Origin of the sequence: Xanthobacter tagetidis, assembly GCF_003667445.1 — a bacterium.
GTDB classification, from domain to species: domain Bacteria; phylum Pseudomonadota; class Alphaproteobacteria; order Rhizobiales; family Xanthobacteraceae; genus Xanthobacter; species Xanthobacter tagetidis.
The window spans coordinates 351,194-368,655 of record NZ_RCTF01000001.1 but is presented as its reverse complement, the minus strand read 5'-3'; the positions used below and the strand labels follow the sequence as shown (position 1 = coordinate 368,655).

Below are 17,462 nucleotides of genomic sequence, written 5' to 3'. Positions count from 1 at the left end.
TCCCATGACCCCCCTGCTCGAAATCGAAGACCTGCACGCCGAGATCGAAGGGGGGCGCAAGATCCTCGACGGCCTCTCGCTGACCGTCAATCCTGGCGAGGTGCACGCCATCATGGGGCCGAACGGGGCGGGCAAGTCCACGCTCTCTTACGTGCTCTCGGGCAAGCCGGGCTATGTCATCACCGGCGGCTCCATCAGGCTTGCCGGCGTGGAGCTGTCCGAGCTTACGCCCGACGCGCGCGCCGCGCTCGGCCTGTTCCTCGCCTTCCAGTATCCGCTGGAGATCCCCGGCGTCTCCACCATGGCGTTCCTGCACGCGGCGGTGAACGCGCAGAAGAAGAAGCGGGGCGAACAGGAGATGACTTCGCCGGAACTGCTGAAGCGCGTGCGCGAGATCGGCAAGAGCCTCGACATCACTGCCGAGATGCTGCGCCGGCCGCTCAATGTGGGCTTCTCCGGCGGCGAGAAGAAGCGCAATGAGACGCTGCAGATGCTGCTGCTGGAGCCGAAGCTCTGCGTGCTGGACGAGACCGATTCCGGCCTCGACATCGACGCGCTCAAGGTGGTGTCGGCCGGCGTCAACGCGCTGCGCGCGCCCGAGCGCTCCATGGTGGTCATCACCCACTATCAGCGCCTGCTCGATTACATCGTGCCGGACGTGGTGCACGTGCTGGCGGCGGGCCGCATCGTCCATACCGGCGGCAAGGAGCTGGCGCTGGAGCTGGAGGCCACCGGCTACGCCCAGTTCCAGAACGAGGCGGCCTGAGCCATGGCCGCCGCCGTCCACCTCATGAAGACCCCGGCGGAGCTGGCGCTGGCCGAGACCTTCGCCGCCGCCGCGGACCGGCTTCCGGGCACGCCGGACATCGCCGCCGGCCGCGCCGCCGCCTTCGCCCAGTTCTCGGCGCGCGGCCTGCCGCACCGCCGGGTGGAGGCCTGGCGCTATACCGATCTGCGCACCCTGATGCGCGACGCCGCTCCCCTCGCCGCGCCGCCCGACGCCGCGGCCAAGGCGCGCGCGGGCGGGAAGGGCGCGCTGTTCGCCGCCGTCGCGGCGCGCCGGCTCTATGTGGTGAACGGCGCGTTCGTGCCCGGGCTGTCGGACCTCTCGCCCGAGCCGGGCCTCGCCATCCTGTCCATGGCCGCGGCGCTGGCGCAGGGCGATCCGCTGGTGGCTGGCCATCTCGGCCAGGTGGTGCCGTCGGACGATGCGGTGCTGGCGCTCAACACCGCGCTCATGGGCGACGGCGTGGTGATCCATGTGGCCAAGGGCACGGCGCTCGCCCGGCCGATCCACATCGTCCATGTGGCCGATCTTGCCGCCCCGGCGGCGCTGTTCGTGCGCTCGCTCCTGGTGGCGGAGGAGGAGGCGAGCGTCAGCCTCATCGAGACCCACGAAGGGCCGGCGGACATCGCCTACCAGGTCAATGGCGCGCTGGAGATCGTCGCCGGCGACGGCGCCCGGGTCTCGCGCGTGAAGGTCACAGCGGAAGGGTCCGCCGCGCAGCACCTCGCGAGCCTCAGCGCGCGCGTGGGCGCCGAGGCCGCCTTCAGCGAGGCCGGCTTCGTGCTGGGCGGCGCGCTGGTGCGCAACCAGCTCGCCATCCGCCTCGACGGCGCCGACACGGTGGCGCATGTCTGCGGCGCGAGCCTCCTGTCGGGCCGCCAGCATGCGGATACGACGCTCGTCATGGAGCATGCGGCGCCGCGCTGCGAGAGCCGGGAGGCGTTCCGCGCCGTGCTGGACGGCGCCGCGCGCGACGTGTTCCAGGGCCGCATCGCGGTGCGCCAGGCGGCGCAGAAGACCGACGCCCGCATGATGAGCCGCGCGCTGCTGCTGTCCGACACGGCGGAGGCGAACGCCAAGCCGGAGCTGGAGATCTTCGCCGACGACGTGCAGTGCGGCCACGGCTGCACCGCCGGCGCGCTCGACGCCAACCAGAAATTCTACCTCATGGCCCGCGGCATCCCCGCGACCGAGGCCGAGGCGCTGCTCATCGAGGCGTTCGTCGGCGAGGTGGTGGACCAGATCGAGGACGAAACGGTGCGCGACGCGCTCATGGGCGCCATCCGCGCCTTCCTCCTGGCGCGCCGATGAACTCGCCCCTGGCCCCGCTTGAGGGAGCGCGCGCGCTCCACCCTGCCGTCGCCGACGGTGGCTATGACGTGGCGCTGATCCGCAAGGACTTCCCGATCCTCGACATGGAGGTCTACGGCAAGCCGCTCGTCTATCTCGACAACGGCGCCTCGGCCCAGAAGCCGCTCGCCGTGCTGGACCGCATGCGGTTCGCCGAGACGCGCGAATATGCCAACGTCCATCGCGGCCTGCATTATCTCGCCAATGCCGCCTCCGAGGCCTATGAAGGCGCGCGCGAGAGCGTGCGGCGCTTCCTCAATGCCGGGCGGCCGGAGGAGATCGTCTTCACCCGCTCCGCCACCGAGGCCATCAACCTCGTGGCCGCCACCTGGGGGCGCGCCCATGTCGGCGCGGGCGACGAGATTGTGCTCTCCATCATGGAGCACCACGCCAACATCGTGCCCTGGCACTTCCTGCGGGAGGAGAAGGGCGCGGTGCTGAAATGGGCGCCGGTGGACGAGGACGGCAACTTCCTCATCGACGAATTCGAGAAGCTGCTGACCGACCGCACCAGGCTCGTCGCCATCACCCAGATGTCCAACGTGCTCGGCACCACCCTCCCGGTAAAGGAGGTGGTGCGCATCGCCCATGCCCGCGGCATACCCGTGCTGGTGGACGGCTCGCAGGGCGCGGTGCATCTCGACGTGGACGTCCAGGACCTCGACTGCGACTTCTACGTGGTGACGGGCCACAAGCTCTATGGGCCGACCGGAATCGGCGCGCTCTACGGCAAGCATGACCTGCTCGCCGCCATGCCGCCCTTCAACGGCGGCGGCGAGATGATCCGCACCGTGACGCGCGAAACCGTCACCTACGGCGCGCCGCCGCACCGCTTCGAGGCGGGCACGCCGCCCATCGTCCAGGCCATCGGCCTCGGCGCGGCGGTGGACTACATCGCCTCCATCGGCAAGGCCCGCATCCGGGCGCACGAGAGCGCGCTCACGGCCTATGCCGAGGAGCAGCTGAGCGCGATCCCGGGGCTGCGCATCATCGGCCGGGCGAAGGACAAGGGTGCCATCGTCTCGTTCGACATCGCCGGTGGCCACGCCCACGACTTCGCCACCCTGATCGACCGCGACGGCATCGCCGTGCGCGCCGGCACGCACTGCGCCATGCCGCTGCTGGAGTGCTTCGGCGTCTCCGCCACCTGCCGTGCCTCGTTCGCGCTCTACAGCACGACGGCGGAGGTGGACTCGCTCGCGGCCGCGCTCCGGAAGGCGCAGGCGATGTTCGGCTGAGGATAGGGGAAGCGCCCGTCCTCCGGGTTGTGCGCGTGCCGTCGATCCTCCGCGCGCCGTCGCCCTCCGGCTTGACCGGAGGCCCAAGCGACCGCGGCGCCAACGCCAAGAACTGCGATGCCTGGCACTTGTGCGTTGCGCATGGATGCTCCGGTCAAGCCGGAGCATGACGGCGGCTTTGGCCGGAACGCGACGGCAAAAATGGTCAGGCGACGCTCTCCCTCAGGCCGCCACCGCCAGCGCCGCCATCGCATCCCGGCGGATGCGCTCCACCATGGAGCGCAGGCCGTTGGAGCGCTGCGGGGTGAGGTGCTCCTTCAATCCCAGGCTGGCGAAGAAGGCGAGCGCGTCGGCGGCGAGGATGTCGCGCGCGGGCGCTCCGGAGAAGCGCGCCAGAAGGATCGCCACGAGGCCCCGCACGATGTGCGCGTCGCTGTCGCCCACGAAGGCCAGCACCGGCCCGGCGGGGGTGTCCTGCACCTGCGTGAAGAGCCACACCTGGCTCGCGCAGCCCTGCACCTTGGTGGCCTCGGTGCGCAGCGCCTCCGGCATCGCCGGCAGGGCGCGGCCGAGCTCGATCACATAGCGATAGCGGTCGTCCCACTGGTCGAGCAGCGCGAAGTTCTCGGCGATGTCCGCCACCGGCGGCAGGGGCGCGGTCACGGTTGCGGTCATGGTTGCGATCATGGGCGCTCTCCCGGCGATGCGCGGCCTGCGCGCGGAATTCTCGCGGCGGGTCAAGCAAGCGCCGTACCGCACCGGCGAGACCTACGTAAATATCCGGAGTTACGTGATTTTTTCTTTCCAGCGCCGCCGACACACCTTGTCCCGTTTCGGACAGCCCGGCTCTTGGCTGTCCGGCCGCCGCGGCCCGATGTCGGGTTCTGAACATGCCCGAAGGAATTCGGGGCGGCGTCTATCCCCTTAGATTTGAACGATTTTCAAGAACGAAAAGTCGTGGCACGCGGGTTGCTTAAGTCCTTTCCGGGTGCTCCGCGACCGCCGGCGCGCCCTGGTGCGGACAAGAGAGATCCGCACCCGCGCCGCGGTCGCAGGACGATCGGGACCCGGTTCGCGCACGGTTGGCAGCGCCGGGTCCGCACAAGCCCTGAGGAGAGCAAGATGTCGCTGAGACAGATCGCGTTTTACGGGAAGGGGGGCATCGGCAAGTCGACGACGTCCCAGAACACGCTGGCGGCGCTGGCGCAGATGGGGCACCGCATCCTGATCGTGGGCTGCGACCCGAAGGCGGATTCGACCCGCCTGATCCTGCACGCAAAGGCGCAGGACACCATCCTCTCCCTGGCGGCGAACGCCGGCTCGGTGGAGGACCTCGAGATCGAGGACGTGATGAAGGTGGGCTTCCAGGATATCCGCTGCGTGGAGTCGGGCGGTCCGGAGCCGGGGGTCGGCTGCGCGGGGCGCGGCGTCATCACCTCCATCAACTTCCTGGAGGAGAACGGCGCCTACGAGGACATCGACTACGTGTCCTACGACGTGCTGGGCGACGTGGTGTGCGGCGGGTTCGCCATGCCGATCCGCGAGAACAAGGCGCAGGAGATCTACATCGTCATGTCGGGCGAGATGATGGCCATGTATGCGGCCAACAACATCTCGAAGGGCATCCTGAAGTACGCCAATTCCGGCGGCGTGCGCCTCGGCGGGCTGGTGTGCAACGAGCGCCAGACCGACAAGGAGCTGGAGCTGGCGGAGGCCCTGGCGGCCAAGCTCGGCACCAAGCTGATCTACTTCGTGCCGCGCGACAACATCGTGCAGCACGCGGAGCTGCGGCGCATGACGGTGATCGAGTATGCGCCGGAGAGCCAGCAGGCGCAGCACTACCGGAACCTCGCGGAGCGCGTCCACAACAATGGCGGCAAGGGCATCATCCCGACGCCGATCACCATGGACGAGCTTGAGGACATGCTCATGGAGCACGGCATCATGAAGTCCGTGGACGAGAGCGAAGTCGGCAAGACCGCCGCAGAGCTCGCCGTCTGACACCGGAACGGCCGGCTCCCGAGGGGCCGGCCCACGCCCTCTAAAGCGAGAGATCCAAGATGAGCCTGGCTCAATCCCAGAGCGTCGCCGAGATCAAGGCGCGCAACAAGGAAATCATCGACGAGGTCTTGAAGGTCTATCCCGAGAAGACCGCCAAGCGCCGCGCCAAGCACCTCAACGTGCACGAGGCCGGCAAGTCGGACTGCGGCGTGAAGTCCAACATCAAGTCCATTCCGGGCGTGATGACCATCCGCGGCTGCGCCTATGCCGGCTCCAAGGGCGTGGTGTGGGGTCCCATCAAGGACATGATCCACATCTCCCACGGCCCCGTCGGCTGCGGCCAGTATTCGTGGGCCGCCCGCCGCAACTATTATATCGGCACGACCGGCATCGACACCTTCGTGACGATGCAGTTCACCTCCGATTTCCAGGAAAAGGACATCGTCTTCGGCGGCGACAAGAAGCTCGCCAAGATCATGGACGAAATCCAGGAGCTGTTCCCGCTGAACAACGGCATCACGGTGCAGTCCGAATGCCCCATCGGCCTGATCGGCGACGACATCGAGGCGGTCTCCAAGGCGAAGTCCAAGGAGTATGACGGCAAGACCATCGTGCCGGTGCGCTGCGAGGGCTTCCGCGGCGTGTCGCAGTCGCTCGGCCACCACATCGCCAACGACGCCATCCGCGACTGGATCTTCGACAAGATCCCCGCCGACGCGGCGCCGCGCTTCGAGCCCTCGCCGTACGACGTCGCCATCATCGGCGACTACAATATCGGCGGCGACGCCTGGTCCTCGCGCATCCTCCTGGAGGAGATGGGCCTGCGGGTGGTGGCGCAGTGGTCGGGCGACGGCTCGCTCGCGGAGCTGGAGGCCACCCCGAAGGCCAAGCTCAACGTGCTGCACTGCTACCGCTCGATGAACTACATCTCGCGCCACATGGAAGAGAAGTACGGCATCCCGTGGTGCGAGTACAACTTCTTCGGTCCCTCCAAGATCGCCGAATCGCTGCGCAAGATCGCCAGCTACTTCGACGACAAGATCAAGGAGGGCGCGGAGCGCGTCATCGCCAAGTACCAGCCCCTCATGGACGCTGTGATCGCCAAGTATCGCCCGCGCCTCGAAGGCAAGACGGTGATGCTGTACGTGGGCGGCCTGCGTCCCCGTCACGTCATCGGCGCCTACGAGGACCTGGGCATGGAAGTGGTCGGCACGGGCTACGAGTTCGCCCACAATGACGACTACCAGCGCACGGCCCAGCACTACGTCAAGGATGGCACCATCATCTATGACGACGTGACCGGCTACGAGTTCGAGAAGTTCGTCGAGAAGATCCAGCCGGACCTGGTCGGCTCGGGCATCAAGGAAAAGTACGTCTTCCAGAAGATGGGCGTGCCGTTCCGCCAGATGCATTCCTGGGACTATTCCGGCCCCTACCATGGCTATGACGGCTTCGCGATCTTCGCGCGCGACATGGACATGGCCATCAACTCGCCCGTCTGGAAGATGACGCAGGCGCCCTGGAAGGCGGCCCCCAAGCCCACCCTCCTGGCGGCGGAATGAACCTGCCGCCACGCCGCCCCCGCCCACGGGCGGGGGCAAGCGAGCGGCCATCGCGAATTCGACAGATCAAAGGGGTTCGTCATGCCACAGAGTGCTGACAATGTGCTCGATCACTTCGAGCTGTTCCGCGGTCCCGAGTACCAGCAGATGCTGGCCAACAAGAAGAAGATGTTCGAGAACCCCCGCGATCCGGCCGAAGTCGAGCGCGTGCGGGAATGGGCCAAGACGCCCGAATACAAGGAGCTGAACTTCGCCCGCGAGGCGCTCACCGTGAATCCCGCCAAGGCCTGCCAGCCGCTCGGCGCGGTGTTCGTGGCGGTGGGCTTCGAGGGCACCATCCCGTTCGTGCACGGCTCGCAGGGCTGCGTCGCCTACTACCGCTCGCACCTCTCGCGCCACTTCAAGGAGCCGTCCTCCTGCGTCTCCTCGTCCATGACGGAAGACGCGGCGGTGTTCGGCGGCCTGAACAACATGATCGACGGCCTGGCCAACACCTATTCCATGTACAAGCCGAAGATGATCGCGGTCTCCACCACCTGCATGGCGGAAGTGATCGGCGACGACCTCAACGCCTTCATCAAGACCTCGAAGGAGAAGGGCTCGGTTCCGGCCGAGTTCGACGTGCCCTTCGCGCACACCCCGGCGTTCGTCGGCAGCCACGTCACCGGCTACGACAACGCGCTCAAGGGCATCCTGGAGCACTTCTGGGACGGCAAGGCCGGCACCGCGCCGAAGCTGGAGCGCCAGCCCAACGAGAGCATCAACTTCATCGGCGGGTTCGACGGCTACACGGTCGGCAACACCCGCGAGGTGAAGCGCATCTTCAACCTGTTCGGTGTCGACCACACCATCCTGGTCGACAATTCCGAGGTGTTCGACACCCCCACCGACGGCGAGTTCCGCATGTATGACGGCGGCACCACGCTGGAGGAGGCGGCGAACGCGCTCCACGCCAAGGGCACCATCTCGATGCAGGAATACTGCACCGAGAAGACCCTGCCCATGATCGCCAATCACGGCCAGCAGGTGGTGGCGCTGAACCACCCCGTGGGCGTCGGCGGCACCGACCGCTTCCTCATGGAGATCGCCCGCATCACCGGCAAGGAGATCCCCGAGGAACTGGCCAAGGAACGCGGCCGCCTGGTGGACGCGATCGCCGACTCGAACGCCCACATCCACGGCAAGAAGTTCGCCATCTACGGCGATCCGGACCTGTGCCTCGGGCTCGCGGCGTTCCTGCTGGAGCTGGGCGCCGAGCCGACCCACGTGCTCGCCACCAACGGCAACCAGAAATGGGCCGACAAGGTGCAGGCGCTGTTCGACACCTCGCCGTTCGGCGCCAATTGCAAGGCGTATCCCGGCAAGGACCTGTGGCACATGCGCTCGCTCCTGTTCACGGAGCCGGTCGACTTCCTGATCGGCAACACCTACGGCAAGTATCTCGAGCGCGACACCGGCACGCCGCTGATCCGCATCGGCTTCCCGGTGTTCGACCGCCACCACCACCACCGCCGGCCGGTGTGGGGCTATCAGGGCGGCATGAACGTGCTGATCACGATCCTCGACAAGATCTTCGACGAGATCGACCGCAACACCAACGTGCCGTCGAAGACCGACTACAGCTTCGACATCATCCGCTGATCGCGGGTTCCTCAAGAACGCCCGGGCCGCGCGCCCGGGCGATCCCCCACGGAGAGATCACGCCGACCCCGGCCCGCGCGCCGCGGGCGCGACCACCAGACAGACATCCGCCGCCCGCCCGACGCCATCCGCTCGATTGAAGGAGTGAGACCCATGAGTTCGCTCTCGGCCACCGTCCAAGAGGTCTTCAACGAGCCCGGCTGCGCGAAGAACCAGAACAAGTCCGAGGCCGAGAAGAAGAAGGGCTGCACCAAGCAGCTTCAGCCCGGCGGCGCGGCCGGCGGCTGCGCCTTCGACGGCGCGAAGATCGCGCTCCAACCCTTCACCGACGTCGCCCACCTGGTGCACGGCCCGATCGCCTGCGAGGGCAACAGCTGGGACAATCGCGGCGCGAAGTCCTCCGGCTCTAACCTCTGGCGCACCTCCTTCACCACCGACATCAACGAGACCGACGTGGTGTTCGGCGGCGAGAAGCGCCTGTTCAAGTCGATCCGCGAGATCGTCGAGAAGTACGACCCGCCGGCGATCTTCGTCTACCAGACCTGCGTGCCCGCCATGATCGGCGACGACATCGACGCGGTCTGCAAGGCGGCGAAGGAGAAGTTCGGCACGCCGGTGATCCCGGTGAACGCGCCCGGCTTCGTCGGCCCGAAGAATCTCGGCAACAAGCTCGCGGGCGAGGCGATCCTCGACCATGTGATCGGCACCAAGGAGCCGGACTACACGACGCCCTACGACATCAACATCATCGGCGAATACAATCTCTCCGGCGAGTTGTGGCAGGTGAAGCCGCTGCTGGACGCGCTCGGCATCCGCATCCTCGCCTGCATCTCCGGCGACGGGAAGTATAAGGATGTCGCCTCCTCGCACCGCGCCAAGGCGGCGATGATGGTGTGCTCCAAGGCGATGATCAACGTCGCCCGCAAGATGGAGGAGCGCTACGGCATCCCGTTCTTCGAGGGCTCGTTCTACGGCATCGAGGACACCTCGGATTCCCTGCGCGAGATCGCCCGCATGCTGATCGAGCGCGGCGCCGATCCGGAGCTGATGGAACGCACCGAGGCCCTCATCGCCCGCGAGGAGAAGAAGGCCTGGGACGCGATCGCGAAGTTCAAGCCGCGTTTTGCGGGCAAGAAGGTGCTGCTCATCACCGGCGGCGTGAAGTCCTGGTCGGTGGTGGCGGCGCTCCAGGAGGCCGGCCTCGATTTGGTCGGCACCTCGGTCAAGAAGTCCACCAAGGAGGACAAGGAGCGCATCAAGGAGCTGATGGGCCAGGACGCCCACATGATCGAGGACATGACGCCGCGCGAAATGTACAAGATGCTCAAGGATGCGAAGGCCGACATCATGCTGTCGGGCGGCCGCTCGCAGTTCATCGCGCTGAAGGCCGCGATGCCCTGGCTCGACATCAACCAGGAGCGCCACCACGCCTATATGGGCTATGTGGGCATGGTGAAGCTGGTCGAGGAAATCGACAAGGCGCTCTACAATCCCGTGTGGGAACAGGTGCGCCAGCCCGCGCCCTGGGACAAGCCCGAGAATTCCTGGCAGGCCCGCGCCCTCGCCGAGCTGGAGGCGGAGGCCGCCGCGCTCGCCGCCGACCCGGTGAAGGCGGAAGCCGCCCGCCGGGCTAAGAAGATCTGCAACTGCAAGAGCGTCGACCTCGGAACCATCGAGGACGCCGTGAAGGCCCATGCACTCACCACGGTGGAGGGCGTGCGCACGCACACCAACGCCTCCGGCGGGTGCGGGGCCTGCAGCGGGCGGATCGAGGAGATCCTGGAGGCGTTGGGCGTTGTCGCCGCCCCGCCTCCCGCGCAGGCTGTCCCGCCTGCGCCCGGGATCGTGCCCGATCCGCTCGCTGCGGAATTGAAGCGCCGCGCCCGGAAGGCCTGCGGCTGCAAGAATGTCACCGTCGGCGCCATCGAGGACCTGGTGCGCGAGAAGGGCCTCAAGAACATCGCCGAGGTGCGCGCGGCGACCGAGGCCAATACCGGCTGCGGCAATTGCGAGGAGCGCATCGAGAGCCTGCTCGACGGCCTCCTCTCCCCCGCCCTCGAAGCGGCGGAGTAGCGCCATGGCCATCGTCACCGTTCCCAAGAAGTCCTGCGCGGTCAACCCGCTGAAGATGAGCCAGCCGATCGGCGGCGCGCTCGCCTTCATGGGGGTGAGGAAGTCCATGCCGCTGCTGCACGGCTCGCAGGGCTGCACCTCGTTCGGCCTGGTACTGTTCGTGCGCCACTTCAAGGAAGCCATCCCCATGCAGACCACCGCCATGAGCGAGGTGGCGACGGTGCTGGGCGGCTACGAGAACGTCGAGCAGGCGATCCTGAACATCTACACCCGCACCAAGCCGGAGATGATCGGCATCTGCTCCACCGGCGTCACCGAGACCAAGGGCGACGACGTGGACGGCTACATCAGGCTGATCCGCGAGAAGCATCCGCAGTTCAAAGACTTCCCGCTGGTCTACGTCTCCACCCCCGACTTCAAGGACGCGTTCCAGGACGGCTGGGAGAAGACCGTGGCCAAGATGGTCCAGGTGCTGGTGAAGCCGGCCCTCGGCACGCCGAAGGACGAAAGCCGCGTCACCGTGCTGCCGGGCTGCCACCTCACCCCCGGCGACCTCGATGAACTGCGCACCATCATCGAGGATTTCGGGCTGAAGCCCTCGTTCCTGCCGGACCTCGCCTCCTCGCTCGACGGGCACATTCCCGAGGATTTCTCGCCCACCACCATCGGCGGCATCTCCGTGGAGGAGATCGCGACCCTCGGGGAGGCGGCGCACACGATCTGCATCGGCGCGCAGATGCGCCGCGCCGGCGAGGCGATGGAGAAGAAGACCGGCGTGCCCTTCACGCTGTTCGAGCGCCTGTGCGGGCTTGCGCCCAACGACGCCTTCATCATGCACCTTTCCCAGATCTCCCGCCGGCCGGTGCCGCTGAAGTATCGCCGCCAGCGCGGCCAGTTGGTCGACGCCATGCTGGACGGGCACTTCCATCTCGGCGGCCGCAAGGTCGCCATGGGGGCGGAGCCGGACCTGCTGTTCGATGTCGGCTCGTTCCTGCACGAGATGGGCGCCCACCTGGTGGCCGCCGTCACCACCACCCCGTCGCCGGTGCTGGAGCGCCTGCCGGCGGACGAGGTGCTGATCGGCGACCTGGAGGACCTGGAGACGCGGGCGAAGGAGCGCGGCGGCGACCTGCTGGTCACCCATTCCCACGGCCGCCAGGCCGCGGCGCGGCTCTGCATCCCGTTCTACCGCATCGGCATTCCCATGTTCGACCGGCTGGGGGCGGGGCACCTGCTGTCGGTCGGCTATCGCGGCACCCGCGACCTCGTCTTCCACATGGCGAACCTGGTGATGGCCGACCACGAGGCACACCACGAGCCGACGCCCGAAACGTGGGCCCTCGACCGGGCCGACGGCCACGGCGCCGCTGCGCCCACCTCCCACTAGTCGAGCGTGAAGGGGACCCGCCGATGAAAGTCGCTTTCGCAACCCAGGACCTCAAGCGCGTGGACGCGCATTTCGGCTGGGCCAAGAACATCGCCATCTACGAGGTGGGGCCGGAGGGCCATCACTTCGTGGAGGCCGTCGCGTTCGACGGCGACCTCAAGGAGGACGGCAACGAGGACAAGCTCGCCCCGAAGATCGAGGCGATCAAGGACTGCGCCATCCTCTATGTGGCCGCCATCGGCGGCTCCGGCGCCGCGCGCGTGGTGGCCAACAACATCCACCCCATGAAGGTCGCCCAGCCCGAGGAGATCTCCGATCTCATCGTCAAGCTGGAAGGCGTGCTCAAGGGCAATCCGCCGCCCTGGCTGCGCAAGGTCATGGGCAAGGGCCAGGACCGCAGCTTCGACTTCGACGAGGAATGAGGGAAGAACCATGTCCGACGCGCCGGTAATCGACAAGGACGCCGCCCGGGAGGCAGCCATCGCGGCCGCCAAGGATCATCCCTTCGTCAAGGAGCTGATCAAGATCTGGCGCGCGCAGGATTCGCACGGCGCCTGGGAGGGCAAGGCCGACCTGGACCTGCTGGAGCCCTACATCGTCGACAAGGAGGCGCGCCGCGCGCTGCCCATCATCGGCGATCCCGATCCCGACACCATCTGGCGCATGGAGCTGTTCTTCAACGCGGTGTGCCTCTCCATCGAGAAGGCCACCGGCGTGATGATCTCGCCGATGCTGAAGATGAGCCACGAGGGCTTCGGCCGGATGGTGCTGATCGGCGGGCGGCTGATCGTCGTCAACAAGCAGCTGCGCGACGTCCACCGCTACGGTTTCGACAATCTCGCCAAGCTCGCCGAGGAGGGCGACAAGTTCGTCAAATCGGGCATCGAGATGATCGAGAAGTTCCCGGACGTCGCCAATTACTGACCTCAGAGAAAAGGTGCCCCATGAGCGATGTGGAAGCCCTGAAGGCCGAACTGAAGAAGCTCTCCGCCAAGGCCACGCAGTCCAAGATGGACCTGCACGATCTGTCCGAGGAACTGCCCATCAACTGGCAGCAGATCATGGACGTGGCGCAGAAGGCCCATGACGCCTTCGCGGAGCTGGAGAAGAAGCGCGCCGAGCTGAAGAGCCTGGAAGCCGCCTGAGCCGAGGCGCCCGCGCGTCGCGCACCCGAACGCAGGTACCCACGGCGGTCCGGCCTGGAGCGGACCGCCGCAGGCAGAGCATTGGAAAGGGCCGAACGGCATGTCTAACGAAACCCGCGACGGGCGCGCCTGGCAGCCCGACTACCTGCTGGACATCGACAGGAACAAATGCATCGGCTGCGGCCGCTGCTACAAGGTCTGCGGCCGCGACGTGATGATCCTGAAGGGAATCAACGAGGAGGGCGACCTCGTCATGCTCGACGACGACGAGGACGACGAGATCGAGAAGAAGGTCATGGCCATGAACGATAGCGGCGCCTGCATCGGCTGCGGCGCCTGCGCCCGGGTGTGCCCGGCGAGCTGCCAGACCCACGGCCCGGACCGCGCCGCCGCTTGAGGAGGGAGACATGGTCGCCGCCGACATCTATCGCGCCCTGATGGAGACGCCGGGCACCCCGGCGGGCGACCCGTTTGACCGGCATGTGGTGGCCGCCATCCTGTCGCTCGCGCTCGACGAGGCGGACGCTGGCGGCACCGGCGCGCTGGCCGGCCTCGGGCTGGAGCGCGGCGCGCTCCTGGCGCTGGTGGGCGATCTGTTTCCCGACAAGGTGGACTACATCGCCCAGCGTGTGCCGGACGCGCCGGTGGAGGTGGACGAGGAGGAGCGCAACATCCGCGACATCCTCGCCATGTACGCGTCGGGGTACGCCTCGGGGCACGTATCGGGCGCCGGCCGGCTGCAGCGGGCGCTCATCGCCCTCATCGCCCGCCGCGCCCGCGCGCCGCATCATCTGTGGCAGGACCTCGGGCTCAGGAACCGGGGCGAGCTGTCGGAGCTGATGGCGCGCCACTTCGCGCCGCTCAAGGCCAAGAACGCCCATGACATGAAGTGGAAGAAGTTCCTCTATCGCATGGTCTGCGGCTCGGCCGGCTTCACGCTGTGCACCGCTCCGGTCTGCGCCGAGTGCGACGACTTCCAGGCCTGCTTCGGCGCCGAGGACGGGGAATCGCGGCTTGCCATCGCCCGCAACGGCGCCGCGCTCGGCATGGTCGCCGCCCAGGGTGCGCACGCGCCCCAGGTCACCCGCGCTCCCGAGCGGTGAAGCGCGGCGCAGCCTCGCCGCTCACTCGATGCCCTGCTCGCGCGCCTTCCACATGGCGGCGATACGGAAGCGCTCGTTGATGGCGGCCGGGCTCTTCAGGATCTCCGCCTCCGCCTGCTTGAAGGCTTCGAGCACCGTTTCCGCCTCCGCCTGCGTCAGGGGCACGCGGCCGGCGATGTGGGTCGCCTCGGGCATCGCCTCCCAGATGCGGCGGCGGTTGGGGTGCTGCTTCACCTCGATCAGCTCGAAGGCTTCGAGCTGGCCGTCGAGCAGGATGGCGAGGCCCGCCACTTCCAGCTTGCGGCCGTCCTGGGTGGTCTTCACGAGCGTCGGCATGGGTCTGTTCCTTGACGGGCCGCCTCAGGCGGCGATCGGCGTGTCGTCGGCAACGCCCCCTTCGGCGAAGGCGCCGTCGCGGACCGCTGCGGCGCCTGTCGAATGTCGGACATCCGGGCGCAGGCCCGAGCTCAGAACACCTTGGGCAGCGCGTAGCCGGGCCGCGGATGGGCGTCGTAATAGTCCGGGCGCTCCGGCCAGCCACCCTCCGCGTCGATCCGCAGGCTCACCACCTTGGTGGGCGCGCCGGGCGAGCAGGACACTTCCGCGAGCTTGATCTCGCGCGGGCCGGGGCCGACCGAGAAGTCCGCCACCGTGGTGCCGTCCGCCTTGCGTGCGCGGGCGAAGCCGGGCGTGCCGACGCTGTTGGCGGCCACCGGATTGGCGACGAAGGCCGGCGCCTCGAACCGGTCGGCGGGGGGCCCGAAGGCGGGCGCCGCGAAGGTGAAGGTGGCGAGGACGGCGCTGCGATCCACCGCGTGGTCGGCCGAGATGGGGCGGGCCACCGAATAGATGGTGAGCGTCCCGCCGTCGAGCAGCGCCTTGATCTCGTCCAGCGAGAATTGGGCGAATTCCGACGTCACGTTCATTGCAAACTCCTCTGGGATCGGGCGTCGAAAGCTGCGGATCAAGAACCATGCCAAGCATAGGCCGGCGCTGCGGCAGGCGTTGTTCGGCGCCGGCGGCCGGCATCTCGCGCGATTCTTGCAGGGGCCTGTGGACCTGATCGTCTTTCAAGGAAGACCCATGGCCGCCGACATCGCCTATGCCATCTGCGCCCTGAGCGACATTCCGAGCCAGAAGGCGCGCGGCTTCCAGCTCGTGCGCCTGGACGAGGCGGGCAAGGAGGTGCCGTGGAGCATCTTCGTGGTGCGCTGGGGGCGGCAGGTGTTCGGCTATGCCAACCGGTGCCCGCATGACGGGGTGAAGCTCGACTGGGAGCGCAACCAGTTCCTCGATCCCAACGGCGTTCGCATCATGTGCGGCAAGCACGGCGCGCTGTTCGAGCTGGGCACCGGCATGTGCCTGGAGGGCCCCTGCAAGGGCCGCGCGCTGACACCGGTGGCGCTGGAGGTGCTGGACGGCGACATCTGCGTGACCGGCGTGACGCTGGCGGAGGACGAGCCGGCGGCATCGTTCTGCGACGACGAGGAGGCGTGAGGGGCTCGTCGCGCCCCTCTGCCGGTCGCGCCTGCGGATCAGACGGGGCGGTTCTCGTTGCGGTTCTTGACCGGCTCCATCACCGAGACGCCCTTCTCGAAGCTGATCGGCTCGTAGTCGGCGCTCCAGTCCAGCGCGGAATCGAGCACATAGTCCAGCTTGCCGGCGGTATCGAGCTTCTTGATGTCGTTCTTGTCGATGCCCATGAGGTCGAGCATCTCCTTCCACACGGTGGATTCGTCGCAGGGCAGCACGTAGAAGCTCAGCCCGCCGTGCTCCACCTTGTACTTCGCCAGAAGATCGATGTTGTTGCAGAACATGAAGTACTTGCCGTCCGGCCCGAGCAGCGGGCCGAGCACCTTCGCCACGTCGTCGAGATAGGCGAAGTTGTGCAGGTAGCCGGCCATCACGGGAATGGTGCCCGCGCCCTCGGGGGCGATGGTGAGCACCTGTTCCACGCAATAGTCCGGCGGGCGCTTCTCGTCGGCGAGCTGGGCCTGGAACTTCAGGGCGATGTCGCCGCGAAAGCCGAAGCGCTCGCCTTTGGTGGTCGGGCTCTTGAGCACCGCATTGAGAAGGCGACCCTCCTGGTCCAGCTTGCCCAGGGCGGTCTTCTCGATGGTCGTCATAGGGGGTCTCCGGGATTGCGCAACGCCGCGCCCGCGGGCGCCGCACGGCGCTTCATGCAAGGGCCCTGCCGCTTGCCCGCCACGACGGCCGGACAGGACGCCGCGGCGCCCGCCAGGCCCGCCTGAGCCGCGCGCGCCGTCATGAAAATTCCCGTGGCGTAAATGACTTGGGCGCGCACCGCGCGGCGCCGCCGGACGCAAGGACGCAGGCCCCGAAGGGCGGGCGGTCCGCGTCGTCCTCCGGCCCTGTCCGAAACCGGACACGCGTCGCAAACGCAACATCCCGGGAGCGGAAAATCATTATATTCTAAAGCATTATGGTCTGGCACAGCTCTTGCCAGTTGGGGCTCGACCCCTTTCTCAATGAAGGTCGAGCGATGATCAATCTGACGGACAGCGCCTTGAACGCCGTTCGCAGCGCCATCTCCGGAGCCGACAAGCCGGTGGGCGGACTGCGCATCATGGTCGAGGCGGGCGGATGCGCCGGCTACAAATACATGATGGGCCTCGTGAACGGCGCCGATCCGGACGATACCGTGATCGAGCGCGACGGCGTGAAGGTGTTCGTGGACAACAAGAGCCACGAACTGCTCGCCGGCACCGTCATCGACTTCGTGGTGGCGCTCGAAGGCTCGGGCTTCACCTTCGAAAACCCCAACGCCACGTCGAGCTGCTCCTGCGGCAAGTCGTTCGGCTGACGGCCTTTCGGCCCCACCCCGCACCGAGAAGAGGACCGAGATGCTGCAGGAAACCGAACAGCGCGCCCCCGCGCCCCGTGCCGAGACCGACCGCCTGGCGCTGATCCAGGAGGTGATCGAGGAGATCCGCCCCAACCTCAAGCGCGACGGCGGCGACTGCGTGCTGGTGAATGTGGAGGGCGCGAAGGTGTTCGTGAAGCTCACGGGCGCCTGCGTGTTCTGCAAGCTCGCCAGCGCCACCATGGAGGGCATCCAGGCCAAGCTCATCGAGCGCCTCGGCGAGTTCGTGCGCCTCGTGCCCGTGGCCGGCCCCACGGCGCCGATCAAGGTCGCCCAGTAGCGGCGGCGCCT

Annotated in this window: 20 protein-coding genes; 16 read left to right on the top strand and 4 right to left on the bottom strand. The window is 67.5% G+C overall.

The features are described from left to right. Positions 1–4 precede the first annotated feature (4 nt). From sufC to D9R14_RS01715, 3 genes are read left to right on the top strand one after another with little or no spacing between them, the layout of a single operon-like run. Positions 5–766 carry a Fe-S cluster assembly ATPase SufC gene (gene sufC / locus D9R14_RS01725; RefSeq protein ID WP_121621554.1) on the top strand — a complete coding sequence of 254 codons (762 nt, stop codon included), beginning with the start codon at positions 5–7 and terminating at the stop codon, positions 764–766. A 3-nt stretch (positions 767–769) separates the two neighbouring features. Next, complete coding sequence (gene sufD, locus D9R14_RS01720) at positions 770–2,098, top strand: Fe-S cluster assembly protein SufD (RefSeq protein ID WP_121621553.1); 1,329 nt, start codon at positions 770–772, stop codon at positions 2,096–2,098. Next, a complete protein-coding gene (locus tag D9R14_RS01715) occupies positions 2,095–3,375 on the top strand; it encodes a cysteine desulfurase (protein ID WP_121621552.1) in 1,281 nt (426 codons plus the stop codon). Before sufD ends, D9R14_RS01715 begins: the two co-directional genes overlap by 4 nt. Positions 3,376–3,597: 222 nt before the next feature. On the opposite strand, the gene D9R14_RS01710 is transcribed toward D9R14_RS01715, so the two are convergent. Next, positions 3,598–4,062, bottom strand: coding sequence for a SufE family protein (locus tag D9R14_RS01710; protein WP_245420471.1), 465 nt, complete (start codon positions 4,060–4,062; stop codon positions 3,598–3,600). A 435-nt stretch (positions 4,063–4,497) separates the two neighbouring features. On the opposite strand from D9R14_RS01710, the gene nifH reads away from it, so the two are divergent. The 10 genes from nifH to D9R14_RS01660 all read left to right on the top strand — a co-directional run bounded on the left by nifH (position 4,498) and on the right by D9R14_RS01660 (position 14,287). Further along, positions 4,498–5,376 carry a nitrogenase iron protein gene (gene nifH, locus D9R14_RS01705; protein WP_121621551.1) on the top strand — a complete coding sequence of 293 codons (879 nt, stop codon included), beginning with the start codon at positions 4,498–4,500 and terminating at the stop codon, positions 5,374–5,376. 59 nt (positions 5,377–5,435) lie between these two features. Further along, positions 5,436–6,938, top strand: a complete 1,503-nt coding sequence (gene nifD / locus D9R14_RS01700) for a nitrogenase molybdenum-iron protein alpha chain (RefSeq protein ID WP_121621550.1) — start codon at positions 5,436–5,438, stop codon at positions 6,936–6,938. A gap of 81 nt (positions 6,939–7,019) precedes the next feature. Beyond that, positions 7,020–8,579, top strand: a complete 1,560-nt coding sequence (nifK, locus tag D9R14_RS01695) for a nitrogenase molybdenum-iron protein subunit beta (protein WP_121621549.1) — start codon at positions 7,020–7,022, stop codon at positions 8,577–8,579. Positions 8,580–8,732: 153 nt separating this feature from the next. Then, positions 8,733–10,652 carry a nitrogenase iron-molybdenum cofactor biosynthesis protein NifE gene (nifE, locus tag D9R14_RS01690; protein ID WP_121621548.1) on the top strand — a complete coding sequence of 640 codons (1,920 nt, stop codon included), beginning with the start codon at positions 8,733–8,735 and terminating at the stop codon, positions 10,650–10,652. Positions 10,653–10,656: 4 nt separating this feature from the next. Continuing rightward, positions 10,657–12,039, top strand: coding sequence for a nitrogenase iron-molybdenum cofactor biosynthesis protein NifN (gene nifN / locus D9R14_RS01685; protein WP_121621547.1), 1,383 nt, complete (start codon positions 10,657–10,659; stop codon positions 12,037–12,039). Positions 12,040–12,062: 23 nt separating this feature from the next. Then, complete coding sequence (gene nifX / locus D9R14_RS01680) at positions 12,063–12,461, top strand: nitrogen fixation protein NifX (protein ID WP_121621546.1); 399 nt, start codon at positions 12,063–12,065, stop codon at positions 12,459–12,461. 10 nt (positions 12,462–12,471) lie between these two features. Further along, positions 12,472–12,963 carry a NifX-associated nitrogen fixation protein gene (locus tag D9R14_RS01675; protein WP_121621545.1) on the top strand — a complete coding sequence of 164 codons (492 nt, stop codon included), beginning with the start codon at positions 12,472–12,474 and terminating at the stop codon, positions 12,961–12,963. 20 nt (positions 12,964–12,983) lie between these two features. Further along, a complete protein-coding gene (locus tag D9R14_RS01670) occupies positions 12,984–13,184 on the top strand; it encodes a CCE_0567 family metalloprotein (RefSeq protein ID WP_121621544.1) in 201 nt (66 codons plus the stop codon). Between the two features lie 100 nt (positions 13,185–13,284). Continuing rightward, positions 13,285–13,581, top strand: coding sequence for a ferredoxin III, nif-specific (fdxB, locus tag D9R14_RS01665; RefSeq protein ID WP_121621543.1), 297 nt, complete (start codon positions 13,285–13,287; stop codon positions 13,579–13,581). A gap of 10 nt (positions 13,582–13,591) precedes the next feature. Continuing rightward, a complete protein-coding gene (locus tag D9R14_RS01660; protein WP_121621542.1) occupies positions 13,592–14,287 on the top strand; it encodes a nitrogen fixation protein NifQ in 696 nt (231 codons plus the stop codon). A gap of 21 nt (positions 14,288–14,308) precedes the next feature. On the opposite strand, the gene D9R14_RS01655 is transcribed toward D9R14_RS01660, so the two are convergent. After that, positions 14,309–14,623 carry a hypothetical protein gene (locus D9R14_RS01655; protein ID WP_121621541.1) on the bottom strand — a complete coding sequence of 105 codons (315 nt, stop codon included), beginning with the start codon at positions 14,621–14,623 and terminating at the stop codon, positions 14,309–14,311. A gap of 131 nt (positions 14,624–14,754) precedes the next feature. Then, positions 14,755–15,213, bottom strand: coding sequence for a hypothetical protein (locus tag D9R14_RS01650; protein ID WP_121621540.1), 459 nt, complete (start codon positions 15,211–15,213; stop codon positions 14,755–14,757). 157 nt (positions 15,214–15,370) lie between these two features. Here D9R14_RS01650 and D9R14_RS01645 point away from each other — a divergent pair, with 157 nt between their 5' ends. Beyond that, entirely contained in the window at positions 15,371–15,784 is a 414-nt protein-coding gene (locus tag D9R14_RS01645; RefSeq protein ID WP_121621539.1) for a Rieske (2Fe-2S) protein, read from the top strand. A gap of 38 nt (positions 15,785–15,822) precedes the next feature. On the opposite strand, the gene D9R14_RS01640 is transcribed toward D9R14_RS01645, so the two are convergent. Then, positions 15,823–16,413 (bottom strand): hypothetical protein, encoded by a 591-nt coding sequence (locus D9R14_RS01640; protein ID WP_121621538.1) that lies wholly within the window; start codon positions 16,411–16,413, stop codon positions 15,823–15,825. 377 nt (positions 16,414–16,790) lie between these two features. Between D9R14_RS01640 and D9R14_RS01635 the strand changes: the two genes are divergently transcribed. Together D9R14_RS01635 and D9R14_RS01630 are read left to right on the top strand one after the other, a co-directional pair. Next, a complete protein-coding gene (locus D9R14_RS01635; protein ID WP_121621537.1) occupies positions 16,791–17,111 on the top strand; it encodes an iron-sulfur cluster assembly accessory protein in 321 nt (106 codons plus the stop codon). A 40-nt stretch (positions 17,112–17,151) separates the two neighbouring features. Then, positions 17,152–17,451, top strand: a complete 300-nt coding sequence (locus D9R14_RS01630) for a NifU family protein (RefSeq protein WP_121621536.1) — start codon at positions 17,152–17,154, stop codon at positions 17,449–17,451. The last annotated feature ends 11 nt before the right edge of the window (positions 17,452–17,462 follow it).

Coding starts and splice junctions, on each gene's coding strand:
- D9R14_RS01635 (WP_121621537.1), top strand. CDS start 16,791: ATGATCAATCTGACGGACAGCGCCTTGAACGCCGTTCGCAGCGCCATC.
- D9R14_RS01645 (WP_121621539.1), top strand. CDS start 15,371: ATGGCCGCCGACATCGCCTATGCCATCTGCGCCCTGAGCGACATTCCG.
- D9R14_RS01630 (WP_121621536.1), top strand. CDS start 17,152: ATGCTGCAGGAAACCGAACAGCGCGCCCCCGCGCCCCGTGCCGAGACC.
- fdxB (WP_121621543.1), top strand. CDS start 13,285: ATGTCTAACGAAACCCGCGACGGGCGCGCCTGGCAGCCCGACTACCTG.
- D9R14_RS01670 (WP_121621544.1), top strand. CDS start 12,984: ATGAGCGATGTGGAAGCCCTGAAGGCCGAACTGAAGAAGCTCTCCGCC.
- D9R14_RS01675 (WP_121621545.1), top strand. CDS start 12,472: ATGTCCGACGCGCCGGTAATCGACAAGGACGCCGCCCGGGAGGCAGCC.
- D9R14_RS01710 (WP_245420471.1), bottom strand. CDS start 4,062: ATGATCGCAACCATGACCGCAACCGTGACCGCGCCCCTGCCGCCGGTG.
- sufC (WP_121621554.1), top strand. CDS start 5: ATGACCCCCCTGCTCGAAATCGAAGACCTGCACGCCGAGATCGAAGGG.
- nifH (WP_121621551.1), top strand. CDS start 4,498: ATGTCGCTGAGACAGATCGCGTTTTACGGGAAGGGGGGCATCGGCAAG.
- nifK (WP_121621549.1), top strand. CDS start 7,020: ATGCCACAGAGTGCTGACAATGTGCTCGATCACTTCGAGCTGTTCCGC.
- D9R14_RS01650 (WP_121621540.1), bottom strand. CDS start 15,213: ATGAACGTGACGTCGGAATTCGCCCAATTCTCGCTGGACGAGATCAAG.
- D9R14_RS01660 (WP_121621542.1), top strand. CDS start 13,592: ATGGTCGCCGCCGACATCTATCGCGCCCTGATGGAGACGCCGGGCACC.
- nifD (WP_121621550.1), top strand. CDS start 5,436: ATGAGCCTGGCTCAATCCCAGAGCGTCGCCGAGATCAAGGCGCGCAAC.
- D9R14_RS01655 (WP_121621541.1), bottom strand. CDS start 14,623: ATGCCGACGCTCGTGAAGACCACCCAGGACGGCCGCAAGCTGGAAGTG.
- nifN (WP_121621547.1), top strand. CDS start 10,657: ATGGCCATCGTCACCGTTCCCAAGAAGTCCTGCGCGGTCAACCCGCTG.
- D9R14_RS01640 (WP_121621538.1), bottom strand. CDS start 16,413: ATGACGACCATCGAGAAGACCGCCCTGGGCAAGCTGGACCAGGAGGGT.
- D9R14_RS01715 (WP_121621552.1), top strand. CDS start 2,095: ATGAACTCGCCCCTGGCCCCGCTTGAGGGAGCGCGCGCGCTCCACCCT.
- nifE (WP_121621548.1), top strand. CDS start 8,733: ATGAGTTCGCTCTCGGCCACCGTCCAAGAGGTCTTCAACGAGCCCGGC.
- sufD (WP_121621553.1), top strand. CDS start 770: ATGGCCGCCGCCGTCCACCTCATGAAGACCCCGGCGGAGCTGGCGCTG.
- nifX (WP_121621546.1), top strand. CDS start 12,063: ATGAAAGTCGCTTTCGCAACCCAGGACCTCAAGCGCGTGGACGCGCAT.